This is a genomic window from Buchnera aphidicola (Eriosoma grossulariae) (assembly GCF_964059045.1).
GTDB classification, from domain to species: domain Bacteria; phylum Pseudomonadota; class Gammaproteobacteria; order Enterobacterales; family Enterobacteriaceae; genus Buchnera_D; species Buchnera_D aphidicola_A.
Genome location: NZ_OZ060402.1, coordinates 79,107 through 97,466, shown reverse-complemented (window position 1 = coordinate 97,466; position 18,360 = coordinate 79,107). Strand labels below are relative to the sequence as shown.

General features: G+C 22.3%; 16 protein-coding genes and 1 other RNA gene. 7 read left to right on the top strand and 10 right to left on the bottom strand.

Annotated elements, in window-relative coordinates; all coding sequences use genetic code 11:
• Positions 1–4 precede the first annotated feature (4 nt).
• Positions 5–904 (bottom strand): ATP phosphoribosyltransferase, encoded by a 900-nt coding sequence (gene hisG, locus AB4W51_RS00440; RefSeq protein WP_367676658.1) that lies wholly within the window; start codon positions 902–904, stop codon positions 5–7.
• 399 nt (positions 905–1,303) lie between these two features.
• Positions 1,304–1,831 carry an endonuclease SmrB gene (gene smrB / locus AB4W51_RS00435; protein WP_367676657.1) on the bottom strand — a complete coding sequence of 176 codons (528 nt, stop codon included), beginning with the start codon at positions 1,829–1,831 and terminating at the stop codon, positions 1,304–1,306.
• A 445-nt stretch (positions 1,832–2,276) separates the two neighbouring features.
• Here smrB and aroC point away from each other — a divergent pair, with 445 nt between their 5' ends.
• Together aroC and dapA are read left to right on the top strand one after the other, a co-directional pair.
• Positions 2,277–3,338 carry a chorismate synthase gene (aroC, locus tag AB4W51_RS00430; protein ID WP_367676656.1) on the top strand — a complete coding sequence of 354 codons (1,062 nt, stop codon included), beginning with the start codon at positions 2,277–2,279 and terminating at the stop codon, positions 3,336–3,338.
• A 1,039-nt stretch (positions 3,339–4,377) separates the two neighbouring features.
• On the top strand, positions 4,378–5,262 hold the full coding sequence (gene dapA / locus AB4W51_RS00425; protein ID WP_367676655.1) for a 4-hydroxy-tetrahydrodipicolinate synthase: 885 nt from the start codon (positions 4,378–4,380) through the stop codon (positions 5,260–5,262).
• Positions 5,263–5,639: 377 nt separating this feature from the next.
• Here the strand turns inward: dapA and dapE are convergent, their stop codons facing one another.
• The 4 genes from dapE to AB4W51_RS00405 form a co-directional block, all read right to left on the bottom strand.
• Positions 5,640–6,767 carry a succinyl-diaminopimelate desuccinylase gene (gene dapE / locus AB4W51_RS00420; RefSeq protein WP_367676654.1) on the bottom strand — a complete coding sequence of 376 codons (1,128 nt, stop codon included), beginning with the start codon at positions 6,765–6,767 and terminating at the stop codon, positions 5,640–5,642.
• A 257-nt stretch (positions 6,768–7,024) separates the two neighbouring features.
• Positions 7,025–9,028, bottom strand: coding sequence for a transketolase (gene tkt, locus AB4W51_RS00415; protein WP_367676653.1), 2,004 nt, complete (start codon positions 9,026–9,028; stop codon positions 7,025–7,027).
• 103 nt (positions 9,029–9,131) lie between these two features.
• Positions 9,132–10,088, bottom strand: a complete 957-nt coding sequence (tal, locus tag AB4W51_RS00410; protein ID WP_367676652.1) for a transaldolase — start codon at positions 10,086–10,088, stop codon at positions 9,132–9,134.
• A gap of 268 nt (positions 10,089–10,356) precedes the next feature.
• Positions 10,357–11,577, bottom strand: a complete 1,221-nt coding sequence (locus AB4W51_RS00405) for a beta-ketoacyl synthase N-terminal-like domain-containing protein (RefSeq protein ID WP_367676651.1) — start codon at positions 11,575–11,577, stop codon at positions 10,357–10,359.
• 311 nt (positions 11,578–11,888) lie between these two features.
• Here AB4W51_RS00405 and rsmI point away from each other — a divergent pair, with 311 nt between their 5' ends.
• Together rsmI and rnpB are read left to right on the top strand one after the other, a co-directional pair.
• On the top strand, positions 11,889–12,737 hold the full coding sequence (gene rsmI / locus AB4W51_RS00400; RefSeq protein WP_367676808.1) for a 16S rRNA (cytidine(1402)-2'-O)-methyltransferase: 849 nt from the start codon (positions 11,889–11,891) through the stop codon (positions 12,735–12,737).
• A gap of 23 nt (positions 12,738–12,760) precedes the next feature.
• Positions 12,761–13,125, top strand: an RNA gene (gene rnpB, locus AB4W51_RS00395) — RNase P RNA component class A.
• 48 nt (positions 13,126–13,173) lie between these two features.
• On the opposite strand, the gene pmbA is transcribed toward rnpB, so the two are convergent.
• Positions 13,174–14,538 carry a metalloprotease PmbA gene (pmbA, locus tag AB4W51_RS00390; RefSeq protein ID WP_367676650.1) on the bottom strand — a complete coding sequence of 455 codons (1,365 nt, stop codon included), beginning with the start codon at positions 14,536–14,538 and terminating at the stop codon, positions 13,174–13,176.
• 320 nt (positions 14,539–14,858) lie between these two features.
• Here pmbA and ppa point away from each other — a divergent pair, with 320 nt between their 5' ends.
• The 3 genes from ppa (at position 14,859) to rpmG (ending at position 16,316) form a co-directional block, all read left to right on the top strand.
• Positions 14,859–15,395: an inorganic diphosphatase gene (gene ppa / locus AB4W51_RS00385; RefSeq protein ID WP_367676649.1), complete on the top strand. Its 537-nt coding sequence runs from the start codon at positions 14,859–14,861 to the stop codon at positions 15,393–15,395.
• 498 nt (positions 15,396–15,893) lie between these two features.
• The gene (gene rpmB / locus AB4W51_RS00380) at positions 15,894–16,139 is read left to right on the top strand and encodes a 50S ribosomal protein L28 (protein WP_367676648.1); all 246 of its coding nucleotides are present in this window, start codon (positions 15,894–15,896) and stop codon (positions 16,137–16,139) included.
• A gap of 9 nt (positions 16,140–16,148) precedes the next feature.
• Complete coding sequence (gene rpmG, locus AB4W51_RS00375) at positions 16,149–16,316, top strand: 50S ribosomal protein L33 (RefSeq protein WP_367676647.1); 168 nt, start codon at positions 16,149–16,151, stop codon at positions 16,314–16,316.
• A gap of 126 nt (positions 16,317–16,442) precedes the next feature.
• Here rpmG and fliR read toward each other — a convergent pair whose 3' ends face one another.
• The 3 genes from fliR to fliP form a co-directional block, all read right to left on the bottom strand.
• Complete coding sequence (gene fliR, locus AB4W51_RS00370; RefSeq protein WP_367676646.1) at positions 16,443–17,210, bottom strand: flagellar biosynthetic protein FliR; 768 nt, start codon at positions 17,208–17,210, stop codon at positions 16,443–16,445.
• Positions 17,210–17,479: a flagellar biosynthesis protein FliQ gene (gene fliQ, locus AB4W51_RS00365; protein ID WP_367676645.1), complete on the bottom strand. Its 270-nt coding sequence runs from the start codon at positions 17,477–17,479 to the stop codon at positions 17,210–17,212. Before fliQ ends, fliR begins: the two co-directional genes overlap by 1 nt.
• 65 nt (positions 17,480–17,544) lie before the next feature.
• Positions 17,545–18,279, bottom strand: coding sequence for a flagellar type III secretion system pore protein FliP (gene fliP / locus AB4W51_RS00360; RefSeq protein ID WP_367676644.1), 735 nt, complete (start codon positions 18,277–18,279; stop codon positions 17,545–17,547).
• Positions 18,280–18,360: the final 81 nt, after the last annotated feature.

The window sequence follows — 18,360 nt, the reverse complement described above, 5'->3', positions numbered from 1 at the left end:
AATATTACTCCATCATTTTTTCTATTGGTAAAACTAAAATTGAACTAGCACCTAAAGATTTTAATTTTTCCATAGTCTCCCAAAAAATACTTTCTCTACTAACCATATGCATAACTACTCGAGATTCATCACCTACTAATTTTAATATAGTAGGGCGTTCTGCACCATGTAATAAAGACATCACATCATCTAACTTATTACTAGGTGCATGTAACATAATATATTTCGATTCTCTGGCGGTAATTACTCCTTGTATACGTATTATTAATTTATTAATAATATTTTTTTTAAATTCTGAAATATGGCCAGTTCTACAAATTAAACAGGCATTAGAATTATAAATTACTTCAACTTCTCTTAAACCATTAGCTTCTAATGTTCCACCTGTAGATACTAAATCACAGATTACATCTGCTAAACCTGCACGAGGAGCTACTTCTACTGATCCATTCAATAAAAAAGATTTAAAAATAATATTTTTTTTATCTAAATATTTTTTCAATAAATAAGGATAAGAAGTAGCTATACGAGTATTATTCAAACATTGTAAACTTATATATTGTTTATCTACTGGAACTGCTAATGACAAACGACAAATACCAAAATCTAATTGACATAAAATATTATATAATGATTCTTTATTTTGTGATTGGCGAAATAAAACACATTCTTCTAAAACATTTTTTCCAACAATTCCTAATTCTACTACACCATCCATAACTAATCCTGGAATATCATCATCACGTACTCTCATAACATCAATAAACATATTTTCAGAACAAGCAATTAAACCTTGTTGATCTAAATTAATTTTAATTCCACAACACTTTAATAATGTTTTTGAATCATCACTTAAACGACCTGATTTCTGTATAGCTATTCGTAACCGATTATTATGAACCATTTTATAAACCTATATATATAATTAATAATTGGATGATTATCATTGATAATTTTTAATATAAATTTAATATTAAAAATTATAATAATTTGATTAAATAATAATCAAAAATAAAAAAAATAAAAAAATAAATAATTATTTAATTTTATTTATAAAAATATAAAAATATTGAAAAATTATATAAAACATAAATATTGAAATATTTTTTAAAAATTAATTTTAAAAAATTATGAAAACCATGATTAAATTTTTATCAATATTATTCTGATATAAAATTTGTATTTATTATAGTAATATATAATATTTTTTTTTAAAATATAAAAATATTTTTATCTATATTCATTAAAATGAATGCATATAGTAAAAAATTCTCATAACAAAGATAATAATAAAAATTATTTTTTAATTCATTTCGATTAATACAACAATTGCCGCATTACTACCAAATCTTTTAGGTGCTACATGAAATGCTTTAATCCAAGGATGTTGTAACAACCAAAAAGGAATTTGTTTTTTTAATATATTTTTCCCATGACCATGAATGATACAAATACAAGAAAAATTTTCTTTTTGACAAATTAAAAATAAATTACCTAATTCTTTTTTTGCTTGATTTTGTGTTAAACCATGTAAATCTAATACCATTTCTGGAATATATTTACCCAATTTTAATTTTTTTAATTCATTAAAATTAACATCATGACGAACATAACAAATAGGATTTTCTACAAACAAACAAGATGCATTAAAACAAGAAAAATAATGGCTATGTGCCGATTGTTCTGATAATTTTTTTTTAAATAATTTATTTTGATGTTTTTTTAAAATTTTCCCTTGAAAAATTTTATCTTGTTTAATTTTACGTGTTTCTCCTAACCACTGTCGGAAAATTAAATTTTCATCTAATGAAACCATAGTTTTTTTATTCATAATAATCCAAAAATAATAAAAAATTATTTAATAAAATAATCAATTTTTATGAAATAATTCAATATAAAATGTTAAAAATAAGGAGATGTTCTAAAAAAAATAATTTATTTTAAAAAATATAAAAAGATATTCTATATAATAATATCTTAATTTTTTTTAAAACAAATTACGATATTATTAAAAACAATAATTTATTATAAATTTAAAAAAATAATTTTATAAAAATAAAATACATAATTATATATATTTTATAATTAATATATATATTTATAAATGATAGAATATATTTTTTAAAACATATAAAATATATCATAATTTTTATTTTTGAAAAAACGTCAAAACAAAAAACAATTAATATTAATATATCAATAAACATTTATAAAATATTTTTTTAAAATCCTATATTATATTAATTTTTTTATTAAAATAAATTAAGGAATAAATAATGCCTGGAAATAGTATTGGAAAAATGTTTCGTGTTACTACTTTTGGTGAATCTCATGGGAAAGCATTAGGATGTATTATAGATGGAGTACCTCCAGGTTTAGAACTATCAAATACAGATTTACAAAATGAACTAAATAGAAGAAAACCAGGGACTTCAAAATATACTACAGCAAGACGTGAATTAGACAAAGTTACAATTCTATCAGGAATCTTCAATGGAAAAACAACAGGTACTAGTATTGGGTTAACTATTAATAATCATGATCATCGTTCTCAAGATTACAAAAAAATTCAATACATATATCGTCCTGGACATGCAGATTATACATATCAAAAAAAATATGGTATTAGAGATTACCGAGGAGGAGGTAGAGCATCTGCTAGAGAAACTACAATGAGAGTAGCAGCTGGTGCTATAGCTAAAAAATATTTAAATCTTAAATATGGAATTCTAATTCGTGCTTATTTATCACAATTAGGTGATATTATTTGTCAATTAAAATCATGGGAAAATGTAGAAACGAATCCATTTTTTTCACCGGATCCAGAAAAAATACCATTATTAAAAACATTAATAAAAAATATTATAAAAAAAGGTGATTCTATAGGAGCTCAAATTACAGTTATCGCTGAAAATGTACCAGTTGGGTTAGGAGAACCGGTATTCGATCGATTAGATGCAGATATAGCACATGCTCTCATGAGTATTAATGCTGTAAAAGGAGTAGAAATAGGAGATGGATTTGCAGTAATTAATCAATTGGGTAGCTACCATCGAGATTTAATGAAAGATAATAAATTTAAAAGTAATCATTCAGGAGGTATTTTAGGTGGTATTAGTAATGGAGAAAATATTATTGCAAGAACTGCATTTAAACCAACTTCTAGTATAAAAATACCAGGAGATACTATTGATCATAACCAAAAAAACCAAAGTATCATTACTCATGGAAGACATGATCCTTGTGTAGGTATTAGAGCTGTACCTATTGTAGAATCAATGATGGCCATAGTTATAATGGATCATATATTGAGACATCGAGCACAATGTCAAGATTAAACAAAATAAATTATTCATTTTTATTAAAACGTTGAATTATATTTAAAAATAAAAATTAAATAATAGATAATTTAATATATTTATAAAATTTTATATTATTGTTATATATAAAATAATTTTAAAATAACTATAGAGCTACCATGCTATCCATACTGATTTTAAATTTATTTATTTTTAATAATTGCAAATCATATAATAATTATATATTCAACAAATAATAAACCTTTTTATTTTTTTATAGAATATAATTCATAAAAATTATTCTAGTAATGTTTTTATATATTTTATAAATAAATATTATAAAAATTTTCATTAATGAATAATTTTAAAAATAAAATTTAATATGATATTTAAATTCTAAAAAAAAAATAATTTTTAAAATAGAACTGTAACAATTATTATAATTCAAATTCAATAAAATAAAAAAATTATCCATTGAATCCAATTAATTACATTATAAAATTTAAAAATAAGGATTATTCATTACAAATAAAAAATAAATTAATTATTTTTTATCTAAAAATATAATAGTAAAATATCATAATACAAAACAAACAATTTGGATGATATTATACCATTATTTTATTTTTTTATAAATAATATTTATTATTAAATATTTTCATATTCAATACAACATTAAATATAAAAAAACAAAAAAATATATTTTTATTATTTTATATTAATATAAAAATAAATTAAATGAATGTATATTTAATCAAATAAAAATTAATGAAAAATACTGTTGAATAAATTATATTTAATTATTTATTTAATTATTTGTTTAAAATATTAATAATTATTACTTCAATCAAAAATAAATTCTATCAAAAATAATATTTTTTAAAAATATAAAAAATTTAAAAATATTAAATGTTAATTTTTTATAAAATATATAATTTAAACAATATAAAAATTATAATTTTATATCTTTATATATTAAAACTTTTTATTACAGATCAAACATGATTTTTATCATAATATATAATATCTTGTTTGTATTTATTAAATATACCGTAAAACTTTTAGGATGGAATATATAATGTTTACAGGCAGCATGGTTGCATTAATTACACCAATGAACGAAAAAGGACAAATTTGTAAATCTAGTTTAAAAAAATTAATTAATTATCATATTAAAAATGGCACATCAGCAATTATTTCTGTAGGTACTACAGGAGAATCTGCTACATTAAACCAACATGAACATCAATATGTAATTATGCTTACATTAGAAATAGCTGATGGGAAAATTCCAATAATTGCTGGAACAGGAGCTAATGCTACCACAGAAAGTATTTTATTGACAAAAAAATTTGAAAATACAGGAATCATAGGGTGCTTAACTGTAACTCCTTATTACAATCGTCCAACTCAAGAAGGGCTATATCAACACTTTAAAGCGATTTCAGAAAATACATCATTACCTCAAATATTATACAATGTACCATCTAGAACTGGTTGTGATTTACTTCCAAAAACTGTTATAAAATTGTCAAAATTAAAAAATATTATTGGAATAAAAGAAGCAACTGGTGATTTATCAAGAGTTAATCAAATTAAATTAAAAGTAAATAAAAATTTTGTTCTTATTAGTGGTGACGATGCTACAGCATTAGATTTTATAAATTTAGGAGGAAAAGGAGTTATATCAGTAACTGCAAATATAGCAGCAAAAGAAATGCAAGATATGTGCCAATTAGCATTAAATGGTAATTTTACTGAAGCGCAAAAAATTAATCAAAAATTAATGCCATTACATCAACATTTATTCATTGAATCCAATCCTATTCCTGTAAAATGGATTGCCAAAAAACTTAATTTAATTCAATACAATTCTTTAAGACTCCCTATGACACCAGTATCATATTCAAATAGAAAAAAATTAGAAAAAATATTTAAAAAATCAATTATATATAAACAATAAAAAATGTTTTTCAATAAATTAAAATAAAATATCAAAATTATTAAATCCAACATTAAAAATATTATAAATAATATTTTAATTATTAATATTATTGAAAAATCAAAATTCATTCATTTAAACAAGTTAATATTAATTAAATATAAAAATTTCATAGAAAATCATAAATAATTAATTTTAAATTTCAAAATATATTTTTTTATAAAATCAACTAATTGTTTTTTAAAAATTTCATCCAGAGTATCTGCATGATACTCTGAGCTAAATAGTTTTAAAATCATAAAATATTTATATTATTAAATGCATATTAAAAACATTTATCAATAAAAATAAATTTCATTTAAATCAATTCACGTTAAAATAAATCTTATTAAAATAATTTAAACAAATAATTTATTCATAATATCTTCATATATAATACTTAATTTTTTTAAATCATCAATATTAACACATTCATTGACCTGATGAATAGTAGAATTTACCAAACCTAATTCTACTACTTCTACACCTATTTCTGATAAAAATCTACCGTCAGAAGTACCTCCATCTGTAGATAAAACAGGAACAATATCTATATGAGATTGAATTGCATTAATGGTTTGATCAATTAATTTTGATTGTTTAGTTAAAAATGGTCTAGCTGATAAAAACCATTCAATTGAATAATTTAAATTATAAATTTTTAACATTTTTTTGACTTCACTTTTAATTTTCTCTACTGTAATTTCAGTACTAAAACGAAAATTAAATTCAATCAATAATTCACCAGGAATAATATTATTAAATCCTGTACCTGCCTGTATTTTATATATTTGCATGCTAGTAGAAGGGAAAAAACAATTACCACAATCCCAAACAAAATTATTTAAATGAGATAAAAAAGGCAAAGACAAATGAATAGGATTTTTTGCTAATTGTGGATAAGCAATATGTCCTTGAATTCCATTTATTAATAAACGTGCACTGATCGAACCTCTTCGTCCATTTTTAATCGTATCACCTAAAATATTCATACTAGAAGGTTCTCCTACTAAACAATAATCAATTTTTTCTCCTCTATTATGTAACATATTTACTACTTTTACAGTACCATCTAAAGCACTAGATTCTTCATCAGAAGTAATAATAAATGATAATCTTCCTTGATGATTAGGATAATTAAATAAAAAACGCTCTACCGCTACAATCATAGCTGCTATAGCACCTTTCATATCAGCCACCCCTCTCCCAAATAATTTTTTATCAATAACTACTGGGGAAAAAGGATCAGTATTCCATTGATTTAAATTACCAGGGGAAACCACATCTGTATGTCCTAAAAAAGTTAATGTCTTTCCAATACCCCTCTCAGCCCAAATATTTGTAGTATTATTAATTTTTACATTTTCAATTCTAAAACCTAATGCATTTAATCTCTGACTAATAATCTTTTGACAACCTAAATCTAAAGGACTAATAGAAGGGATTTTAACTAAATTTTTAGTTAAATCCAATACTGGACATAACATATAAAAATATTCCTTTTACAATTTGTATGAATAACAAATAAATATTATATATAGAAATATAATTTAAATTAAAAACAACAAATATAATTTGTCAAAAAAATATTTTTTATCAATATAAAAATACAAATAATAATTTTTAAATAATAATTAATAGAAATCAAATATAAAAATATTAATTTAAATTAAAATAATCGGGGTATAAAATACCCCAAAGAATTTTAATTTAAATTTAAAACAAATATCTTTAATAATAATTATTATTTTTTATCAAAAAATAATTTTTGTATTTTATTTACTATAGAATCAACTGTAAATCCAAATTTTAAAAATAATTTTTCAGCTGGTGCAGATTCGCCAAAATTATTTACACCAATTGCAATACCATTTAAACCAATATATTTATACCAACCATTGGTTACTCCAGCTTCAATAACAACACGTTTTTTAATAATTTTTGGTAAAACTAAATCTTTATAATATACATCTTGTTTATCAAATACATCACAAGATGGCATAGATATTAATTGAACTGAATATTTTAAAATTTCTAATTTATCAAATACTTTTAGAGATAGTTCTAATTCTGATCCAGTTGAAATTAAAATTATATTAATAGGATCAATAGATTTTTTTACTATATAACCTCCACGAAAAATATTTTTGATATTAATATTAGAATAATTTAATTGCTTTAAATTTTGACGAGACAAAATTAATGCTGTAGGACCATTCTCTCTTTCCAAAGCATATTTCCAGGCAATAACAGTTTCTACTGAATCGCATGGTCTCCATACACTTAAATTAGGAGTTAAACGTAAACTTGCTAATTGTTCAATAGGTTGATGAGTTGGTCCATCTTCTCCTAAACCAATAGAATCATGAGTATAGATAAAAATATGTCTTATTTTCATTAAAGCAGCCATTCTAACTGCATTCTTAGCATATTCTACAAACATTAAAAAAGTAGAAGTATAAGGAATAAACCCACCATGGTTAGCAATACCATTGGCAATAGCAGTCATTCCAAATTCACGTACACCATAATGAATATAATTACCTGAAAAATTTTTGTTTATTGATTGAGAACCAGACCAATTCGTTAAATTGCTTGGAGTTAAATCGGCTGACCCTCCCATTAATTCTGGTAATAAACTGCCAAGTCTTTCTAATGTATTTTGAGAAGATTTTCTTGTAGCTATATTTTCAGGACGATTGATAATTGAATTAATAAAATTATCAATTTCAGAAGAAAAATTTTCAGGTAATAATTTATGAATACGTCGTTGATATTCCAGTGCTAATTTAGGATATTTTTTTGAATAAGAAATAAATTTTTTATTCCATTCAAATTCTATTCTTTCACCTCTTTTTCTAGCATCCCATTGATCATATATTTTTTTATCAATTTGAAAAGGAGCACTATTACAATTTAATTGTTTTTTAGTTAAAATTACTTCGCTTTGACCTAATGGAGAACCATGAACATGACAAGTTCCAGATTTATTTGGAGAACCAAAACCGATTATTGTATGACAAATAATTAATGATGGTTTATTAGATATTTTTTTTGATTCTTCTATCGCTTGTATAATAGATTCTGAATTATGTCCATCAACATTATTAACTACATGCCAATTATAAGATTGAAACCGCATTTCAGTATTATCTGTAAACCAGTTTTTAGTATTTCCATCAATAGATATATTATTTTTATCATAAAAAACAATTAATTTTCCTAAACCTAAAGTACCAGCTAAAGAACAAACTTCATGAGAAATCCCCTCCATTAAACATCCATCTCCAACAAAAACCCAAGTATAATGATCAATAATATTATAATTTAATCGATTAAAAATAGATCCTAATGTACGTTCAGCAATAGCCATTCCAACTGCAGCACCTAACCCTTGTCCTAAAGGACCAGTGGTTGTATCTACTCCATTTGTACAAATATTTTCTGGATGTCCTGGTGTTTTTGAATTTAACTGGCGAAACTGCTTTAAATCTTTAATTGATAAATCATAACCAGTTAAATGCAAAATACTATATAATAGAATAGAACTATGACCATTAGACAACACAAATCTATCACGATTTATCCAATTTGGATTATTTGGGTTATGCCGATAAAAATCTCTCCATAAAACTTCTGCTATATCTGCCATTCCCATAGGTGCTCCTGGATGACCAGAATTAGCTTTTTCTACTGAATCTATACTGAGAACACGAATGGCATTAGCTAAATCTCTTCGTGATAACATATTTGCTCCAATAATATTGTAATATAACTGCATTAGTTATAATTAATATATTTATTTAATAGTTTTCAATACATGCTATTTTTATTAAAAATAATGATTTTTGTTATATTAAATAAGGGGAAATTAGTTTTTCTAAATTATCTTGATCACATCCAAACTTTCGAATACCATCTGATAAAGTTTCAACTGCCATTCTATCTAAATTGTATTTCCAACGGAATTCTGATTCAGATAATTTTTCTGGTTTATTTTGTTTTATATTAACAGGAGCTATTAATTTTTTATCTATAGATCCTGTATAAAATTTTAATTCTTCTAATAAAATAGGAGAAATAGTTAACTGATCACAACCTGATAATGCTATAATTTGTTGTATATTACGAAAACTAGCACCCATAATTATAGTTTTGTAACCATATGTTTTTAAATAATTAAAAATTTTTTTAACAGATAAGACTCCTGGATCAGTATTCACATTATAATTTTGACTAGGATAATGTACTTGATACCAATCATAAATTCTGCCGATAAAAGGTGAAATTAAAAATACATCAGCTTCTGCACAAGCTTGAGCTTGAACTAAAGAAAATAATAATGTTAAATTACATTTAATACCAATTTTTTCTAATTCTTCTGCAGCTTTAATACATTCCCAAGTAGAAGCTAACTTAATTAACACTCTTGATCTATCAATACCTTCTTCTTCATACATTTTGATTATTTTTTTTGCTTCGATAATACAATTCATTGAATTAAATGAATGTTTAACATTAATTTCTGTAGAAACAAAACCAGAAATTTTTTTTAATATTTGAACACCCATTCCAACAGCAATTTTGTTAGTGGCATTATTAATTTTATTTTGAATATTTCCTCCTTTTTTTTTGGAATAAATAATCGCATTTTTAAATACATTATTATAAATGTCTAAATTCCAATACTTTAAAATTAACGAAGGATTAGTTGTTACATCTTCTGGAAGATATTTTTCTATATATTCCATATCACCACTATCAACAACTATTTTCGAAAATTTTTTTAAAGATTCTAATTGATTCATATCTATTACCATATAAAAATTAAAATTAAAATATTTATATATTTAAAAATATTAATAATAATTTAAAATATATAAACTATGTCATTTAAAAATCACTCAAACTATATCAAAAAATTTATTTTTTAAAAAAAAATAAAAACTAAAATAAATATATATAATCAATAAAAATATTTTTATATAAATCCAATTTATATAAAATAATATATTGCAATAAATATTTTAAAAAATTAATTTTTATATACAAAATACTTTTTATTAAAAATAAAAATTAAAATTTCTTAAAAACTAAACTAACATTTACACCACCAAAACCTAAACTATTTGACATAGCAATAGAAATATTTTTTTTTATCATTTTAGTTACAATTTTTAATTTTTTATTGAAAAAATCTAAATTATTAATATTTATACTAGGAGCTATAAAATTATTTTTTAACATTAATAAAGTATAAATAGCTTCTAATGCTCCTGCAGCACCTAATGCATGTCCAGTTATAGATTTAGTAGCAGAAATATAAGGCATATGATCATTTGCAAAAATCCTACAAATAGCATTTAATTCTTGAATATCACCATTTCTTGTAGAAGTTGCATGTACATTTAAATAATCTATCTTGTTAATATTAATAAACTTTAATGATTCATACATTGCTCTAACAACACCTAGTTCTTTAGAATCAACTATATTATATCCATTCGAAGTAGCACCATAACCAATTATCTCAGCATAAATAGGCACTTCACGTAATCTTGCATGATTTAATTCTTCTAAAACTAATATACCTGCTCCTTCAGATATCACAAAACCATCTCGACATACATCAAATGGACGAGATGCTCTTGTTGGACAAAAATTATATTTAGTTGATAAAACTCCCATTGCATCAAATTCACATGCTAACTCCCAACTAAATTCTTCAGCACCTCCAGCAAAAATAATATCTTGCTTGCCTAATTGTATTAATTCTACAGCATTTCCAATACAATGCGCAGATGTTGCACATGCTGAACTAATAGAATAACTAACTCCATAAATTTTTAATATTGTTGATAAACAAGCAGAAATACTTGAAGACATTGACTTAATTACAGAATAAGGACTAATAGATTGCACTCGTTTTTTTTTTCTTAACGCATCTAATGCAAGAACATGTATTTTGGGAGGACTAATACTAGAACCAACTATAATACCTACACGGGGGTTGTATTCATATATATTTTGAGTCATTAAAGAATCTTTAATAGCTTGCATAACAGCTGAATATGCATATATAGATGATTGATTCATAAATCTTATAATTTTTCTATCTAAATCAATTGTATCATTTAAAAATACCTTACCACATACATGACTACGCATTCCTGCTAATCGCATTTCATTCAATAATACAACACCGGATTGACCTAATTTCAGTGATTTTAAAACTTCATTTTTATTATTGCCGATACTAGATATGATACCTATTCCTGTAATTACAACACGCTTCACAAATACCTCTTGATAATAAAAATAATTATATTTAAAATAAAAATATTTGATAATAATCTTTAATATTTTATATCTATAAGAATTTTATGATATGTATCATTAAAGATATATATTCAATATAAAATTATTTTATTCATAATATATAAATAAAAAAATATTTTTGTACTAATAAAAATAAAAAAAATAATTATTTTTTTTGTTATAATTTGGATAAAATGCAATATAATAAAAAAATTTTATATAAATATTTTATATAAATAACATATAAAAAGAAAAAATAAAAAAATGCATATTTTAAATATAAAAAAAAAATTGGATGTTTATATATTATACCAACACCTATTGGAAATTTATTAGATATTACTCATCGTGCTTTAAAAATATTAAATCAAGTAGACATTATTGCATCAGAAAACACCATACATACTTACCAATTACTTAAAAAATTTAATATAAAAAATTCTTTAACATCTCTGCATCAACACAATGAAATCAAAAAAACAATATATTTAATAGAAAAAATCAAACAAGGTCAAAATATCGCTTTAGTTTCTAATGCTGGAACACCTATTATAAATGATCCAGGTTTTTATTTAGTACAACAATGTCACAAACAAAATATTCAAGTAATACCATTACCTGGAGCATGTGCAATAATTACTGCTCTTATTGCTTCAGGATTACCAGCAAATAAATTTTGTTTTGAAGGATTTCTTCCTTCAAAAAAAAATGCTAGAAAAACTTTATTAAAAAAAACTTCAAAAGAATTAAGAACTACAATTTTTTTTGAATCATCTCATAGAATTATTGAATCTGTAACAGATATTGTAGATGAAATAGGAGAAAATAGAAATATTACCATTGCTAGAGAATTAACTAAATATTGGGAATCAATTTATTATAATACATCATTAAATATATTAAATTTTTTAAAAGAAAATAAAAATAGTTGTAAAGGAGAAATGGTTATTTTAATTAACGGTTATAAAAAAACAAAATTAGATAATATTAAAGAAAAACATATTAATACTTTAATTCTATTAAAAAAAATATTACCACTTAAACAAGCAGTATTATTAACTTCAAAAATACACAATATAAAAAACAAATTATTATATAAATATGCAATAAATAAATTAATAGATGACAAAAATAAATAATAATGATATATATTTATAAATAATCAGTTAACTAGATAGTCGCTGCTGTGTTATTAATAACAGTAGAGGAAAGTCCGGGCTCCATAGGGTAAGGTGCCAGATAACATCTGGGAAATATTTTACGACTAGTGCCACAGAAAAAATACCGCCAATAAAAATATTTTATATATAAAAAATTGGTAAGGGTGAAAAGGCGTGGTAAAAGCACACCGCGAATCTAGTAATAGTATTCGGCAAGGTAAACTCCACCTGGAGCAAAGCCAAATAAAGATTAATATATTGTGTATCCCGCACTAAATCTGGGTAGGCCGCTTGAATTAATAAGTGATTATTAATCTAGATAAATGACTATCAAATACAGAACCCGGCTTATAAGTTAACTGAATATATATGATATTTTTTACTATTTTATTTAATTATAAATTAATAACAATTGTTATTTACCAGAAACCTGTATTTCTGATAATAAAATAGATCCACATCTTATTTGTTTATCAAGATCACTATCAGTACCAATTGCAATAATATTTTTCCACATATCTTTTAAATTACTAGAGATAGTAATTTCACTAATAGGATATTGAATACTTCCATTTTCAACCCAAAAACCAACAGCTCCTCTAGAATAATCTCCTGTAATTAAATTCACTCCATCACCCATCAGTTCTGTAATATATACACCGCGATACATGAATTTTAACAATGCTTTTAAAGAAAATATTGATTGACGAGCACCTGATATAATCCAATTATGAATCCCTCCAGAATGTCCTGTACTATAAAGATTCAATTTCTTAGAAAAATAAGTATCCAGCAACCAAGTTTTTAATATTCCATCTTTGATAATATTATATTTTTTAGTTTTTACTCCTTCAAAATCAAACGGTTTAGAACCGAGACCTTTATTAATATGAGGATTATCAACAATATTTAACCAAGAAGGAAAGATTTTTTTACCCAAACAATTTAATAAACAAGTATTTTGACGATGTATATTAGAACCTGTAATGGAATAAATAAAATGTGAAAAAAAACTAGAAGATAATTCTGAAGAAAATAAAATAGGAACTTTTTTAGTTAATATTTTTTGTGCATTTAATCGAGATATTGCTCGTTCTGATGCCATCTTTCCTACAATTTTAATATCTTTTAAATCATTAAATTCTCTTGCAGTCGTATAACAATAATCTCTTTCCATTACATTTGTATTTTTTTTATCTTGTGCAATGACAGAAACAGATAGAGAATGTATACTATGTTTATAAGAATTGAATAATCCATAATTATTTCCTAAAACTATTGTATGAATATGACTACAAAAAGAAGCACCTTCAGAATTTATAATACGATTATCTTGTTTTAAAGCTATTTTTTCTAAATTTTTAGTATAAAAAATAACATCTGCTATATTGATTGTACATGGATAATATAATTGTAAATCATGATGATCGGTAGCTATTAGATTTATATCTGGTAAAATATGACAATCATCTTCAGAAGTATATTTTACTAATTCTACCGCTTTTTCAATAGTTAATTTTACTGAATGCAAACTAAGATCACTAGAAGAAACAGTACTTTTTTTATAATTATGATATACTGTAATAGATAAAATTAAATCATTATTAAATTCTAAATATTCTAATAAACCGGATCTCACTGTAATATTAATTCCATTATTCTGATGAATAGAAACAAAACATAAATAATTTTTATTATAACTTTTTATTAATTCTAAAGCATATGAAACTAATTCCTTTAATATAGTTTCTGATAAAATATTATTTCTATATATTTCCATATATTATTCCTAGATTAATTTTTAAAATATATTATTTTTAAAAATATGAAAATAAAACATAATTCTTAGTATTATTTTATAAAATCTATTAATAAATAATAAAAATAAATTAAATATTAAATTTAATTTTATTTAAATTAGTTAATATTATGAATAATTGTATCATAAATCAATAAAAATAATTAAATAAATATAAAAATATTTTATTTGTATTCATTTTAATAAAAAAATAATATTACTTTAGCAACAATCATAAAAATTATATTTACAAAAACATTAACATAATATATATTTTAATAAATTCAAACCATGGACTAATTATGTCTTTTAAAAAAATACCTGTTGGAAATAATTTTCCTGAAGATATATATGCTATTATTGAAATATCAGCATTTTCTAATCCAATTAAATATGAAATGAACAAAACTTATAACGAATTATTTGTAGATAGATTTATATCTAGTGCTATGATCTATCCATGTAATTACGGTTATATTAATAATACACAATCTTTAGATGGAGACCCACTAGATATATTAATTCCTACTCCATATCCATTATTAGCCCCATCCGTTATTCAATGTCGTCCTGTAGGGATATTAATGATGCAAGATGAATCTGGTGACGATTCTAAAATTATAGCAGTTCCTCATAATAATATTTCCCAAGAATATAATTCTATACAAGACATAATAGATTTTCCTATATTATTAAAAAATCAAATTCAAAATTTTTTTGAAAATTATAAAAATTTAGAAAAAAATAAATGGGTTAAAATTATTGAATGGCAAAATAAAAAAAATGCAATTTTGGAAATAAAAAATTCAATAAAAAGATATGAAAAAATAAAAAAATAATAATATTCATATTTAAATAACAATAATATTTTATACTAATAATACTAAAAAAAATTTTTAAAGTTCATAATTATTTTTAATTTAAAATTATTTTTTAATAAAATATTTTTATTAATTGTAATCAATTAAATATAATTTTTTATAACATAGCTATATAAATAAAATCACTGTAAAATAATTCAAATATCTAAAAAATAATTATAAAAAAATTAATATTTTTATCTTTATATTAAAAATATAATATATATATTAATTTTTTTTAATTCAAAAATATTATATATATATAAAATATTTATTTTAATATTTTTAAAAAAAATAAGATCAAAAATATTTTGAAATTATAAAAAAATATATTTATTTTAAGATGATATAAATAATTAACAATATTCATTATATGATATATGATTTCAAATTATAAAAATATTTTTATTTATAATGATATTATTTAACAATAAAAAATTTTATATAAAAAATTAATTCATGTAGGAAAATATAAAAATGGCTAAAATATGTGATATAACTTTTAAAAAACCCATGGTAGGAAACCATAGATCACATGCTATGAACGCAACTAAAAGACGTTTTTTCTTAAATTTACATAATCATAAATTTTGGATACCTGAAGAAAAAAAATTTATCAAATTAAATATTTCAGCTAAAGGTATGAGAATCATAGATAAAAATGGAATCCAAGAAACATTAAAAAAATCTTTTATTAAAAATAAAAAAAACAAATTACTATAAGAGACAAAAATGGCAAAAAGTTCTAGAGAAAAAATAAAATTATTTTCTACTTCAGGAAGTAAACATTATTACACGACTACTAAAAATAAAAAAAACAAATCAACAAAATTAGAATTAAAAAAATACGATCCTATTATTCAAAAACATATTTTATATAAAGAAAAAAAAATAAAATAACATTATTATAAACAATTAATATAATTAATTAATTATATTTAATAATTAATTAATTATATTAATAAAAACAAAAAATTATATTTTTAAAATAAAACATTATTATTATAAAATATCTAAAAAAATCAATCACGTAATATAAAATAAAAAATTTTGAACATTAATAAAAATATCTTTAAAAAAAGATATAGAAATTGGAATTAATGCATTTAAAGTAAATATACCTACAACTAAAGTAATAGGAAAACCAACAGAAAAAATTGAAATCTGAGGAGAAATTCGATTTAAAAAAGCCATAATACAATTTAATATCAATAATAAAATAATAACAGGCAAAGCTAACTTTAAACTATTCAAAAATAATAGACTAGAAAATTGAACTAATATAAAAAATATTTTTACATTAAAAACAGAATGATCTATAGGTATCTGATGGAAACTATCAGATAAAATAGAAATTAACCAAAGATGACCATTAAAAGTTAAAAATATAAATAATATTAATATATTTAAAAACCTAGAAATAGAAGATAAATTATTACGACTATTGATATCAAAATAATTAGAAAAAGATAAACCTATTAAAGCCGAAATAATTTCTCCTGCCATATTAACAGATGAAAAAACAATTTTGATGATAAATCCTAAAAAACCCCCAATAATAATTTGTTGAATAAAAATTAAACAATAATGATAAGAAAAAAAATTTATATGTGATTCAGGTAAAAAAGGAAAAATTAAAAAACTAATTATAATAGATAAAAATATTTTTATCTTATATGAAATACAATTTTCACTAAATATAGGAGCAGTATAAAATAATGATAAAATCCGTATAGAAGGAAGTAAAATATTATTTAAAAAATAAAAAAAATCAATACTATTAACCGTTAACATTAGTGTATTATTAAAGGTAAATTATTAAATAAATTTTGTACATAATCAATTAAAACGTTTAACATCCATGGACCAAAAAACACAATTGAACTAAAAACAGATATTATTTTAGGAATAAAAGATAAAGTTTGTTCATTAATTTGAGTTGAAGCTTGTAATAAACTGATTACTAATCCTGTTATCAAAGCAGATAATAATAAAGGAAATGATAAAAGTAATGAAACTTTAATCGCTTCATGAAACATAGTCATTACTAATTCTGGAGTCATAAAACCTCATTTTTTGAAATAAAATATTTTAAAAAATAAATATTTTCATAATTAAAAATAAATTATTAAAAATAGAAACTTTGAGCTAATGAATTTACTAACAATTTCCAACCATCAACTAAAACAAATAACATTAATTTAAAAGGCAATGAAATACTAGAAGGTGGAACCATCATCATTCCTAATGCCATTAAAACACTTGAAACCACTAAATCAATAATTAAAAAAGGAATAAATATAGTAAATCCTATTTGAAAAGCAGTTTTTAATTCACTTGTAATAAAAGCAGGTAATATTACTCTCATTGGAACATCTTTCAAATTAGAAAATGAAGAAATATGTGCTAATTTAGAAAATAATTCTAAATCAGGTTTTCTAATTTGTTTTATCATAAATTGTTTTAATGGTTCAGCTCCTTTTTTCAAAGCTACATCCATAGATATTTTATCCTGAGAAAAAGGTAAATATGCTTCTGTATATACTTTATCTAATACTGGACTCATAATAAAAAAAGTTAAAAATAACGCCAGACCAAGTAATACTTGATTTGGTGGAGCGTAAGGAGTTCCAATGGCATTTCTCAATAAACCAAAAACAATAATAATTCTTGTAAAACTAGTCATCATCAATAGAATAGCTGGAAGAAAAGTCAATGAAGTCAAGAATACTAAAGTTTGAATGGGAAGAGACCAACTTTGACCTCCATCACTCAAATAATGAGTAGTTAATCCAGGTATTGATGCATAAATTTCTGGAGAAAATAAAAATAAAGATAAAAATAATAATATCTGATTAACCATCGTTTTTTCCAAAATCTTTAAGTAAAATTTTTCATATGCTATCTATAAATACAAATAGAAATCATTTTATTATTATATATT

Bases quoted from the DNA above. Each gene is read 5' to 3' on its own strand.
- rpmG (WP_367676647.1), top strand. From the start codon at position 16,149: ATGGCAAAAAGTTCTAGAGAAAAAATAAAATTATTTTCTACTTCAGGA.
- smrB (WP_367676657.1), bottom strand. From the start codon at position 1,831: ATGAATAAAAAAACTATGGTTTCATTAGATGAAAATTTAATTTTCCGA.
- dapE (WP_367676654.1), bottom strand. From the start codon at position 6,767: ATGTTATGTCCAGTATTGGATTTAACTAAAAATTTAGTTAAAATCCCT.
- tal (WP_367676652.1), bottom strand. From the start codon at position 10,088: ATGAATCAATTAGAATCTTTAAAAAAATTTTCGAAAATAGTTGTTGAT.
- fliR (WP_367676646.1), bottom strand. From the start codon at position 17,210: ATGTTAACGGTTAATAGTATTGATTTTTTTTATTTTTTAAATAATATT.
- fliQ (WP_367676645.1), bottom strand. From the start codon at position 17,479: ATGACTCCAGAATTAGTAATGACTATGTTTCATGAAGCGATTAAAGTT.
- pmbA (WP_367676650.1), bottom strand. From the start codon at position 14,538: ATGGAAATATATAGAAATAATATTTTATCAGAAACTATATTAAAGGAA.
- fliP (WP_367676644.1), bottom strand. From the start codon at position 18,279: ATGGTTAATCAGATATTATTATTTTTATCTTTATTTTTATTTTCTCCA.
- tkt (WP_367676653.1), bottom strand. From the start codon at position 9,028: ATGTTATCACGAAGAGATTTAGCTAATGCCATTCGTGTTCTCAGTATA.
- dapA (WP_367676655.1), top strand. From the start codon at position 4,378: ATGTTTACAGGCAGCATGGTTGCATTAATTACACCAATGAACGAAAAA.
- ppa (WP_367676649.1), top strand. From the start codon at position 14,859: ATGTCTTTTAAAAAAATACCTGTTGGAAATAATTTTCCTGAAGATATA.
- aroC (WP_367676656.1), top strand. From the start codon at position 2,277: ATGCCTGGAAATAGTATTGGAAAAATGTTTCGTGTTACTACTTTTGGT.
- hisG (WP_367676658.1), bottom strand. From the start codon at position 904: ATGGTTCATAATAATCGGTTACGAATAGCTATACAGAAATCAGGTCGT.
- rpmB (WP_367676648.1), top strand. From the start codon at position 15,894: ATGGCTAAAATATGTGATATAACTTTTAAAAAACCCATGGTAGGAAAC.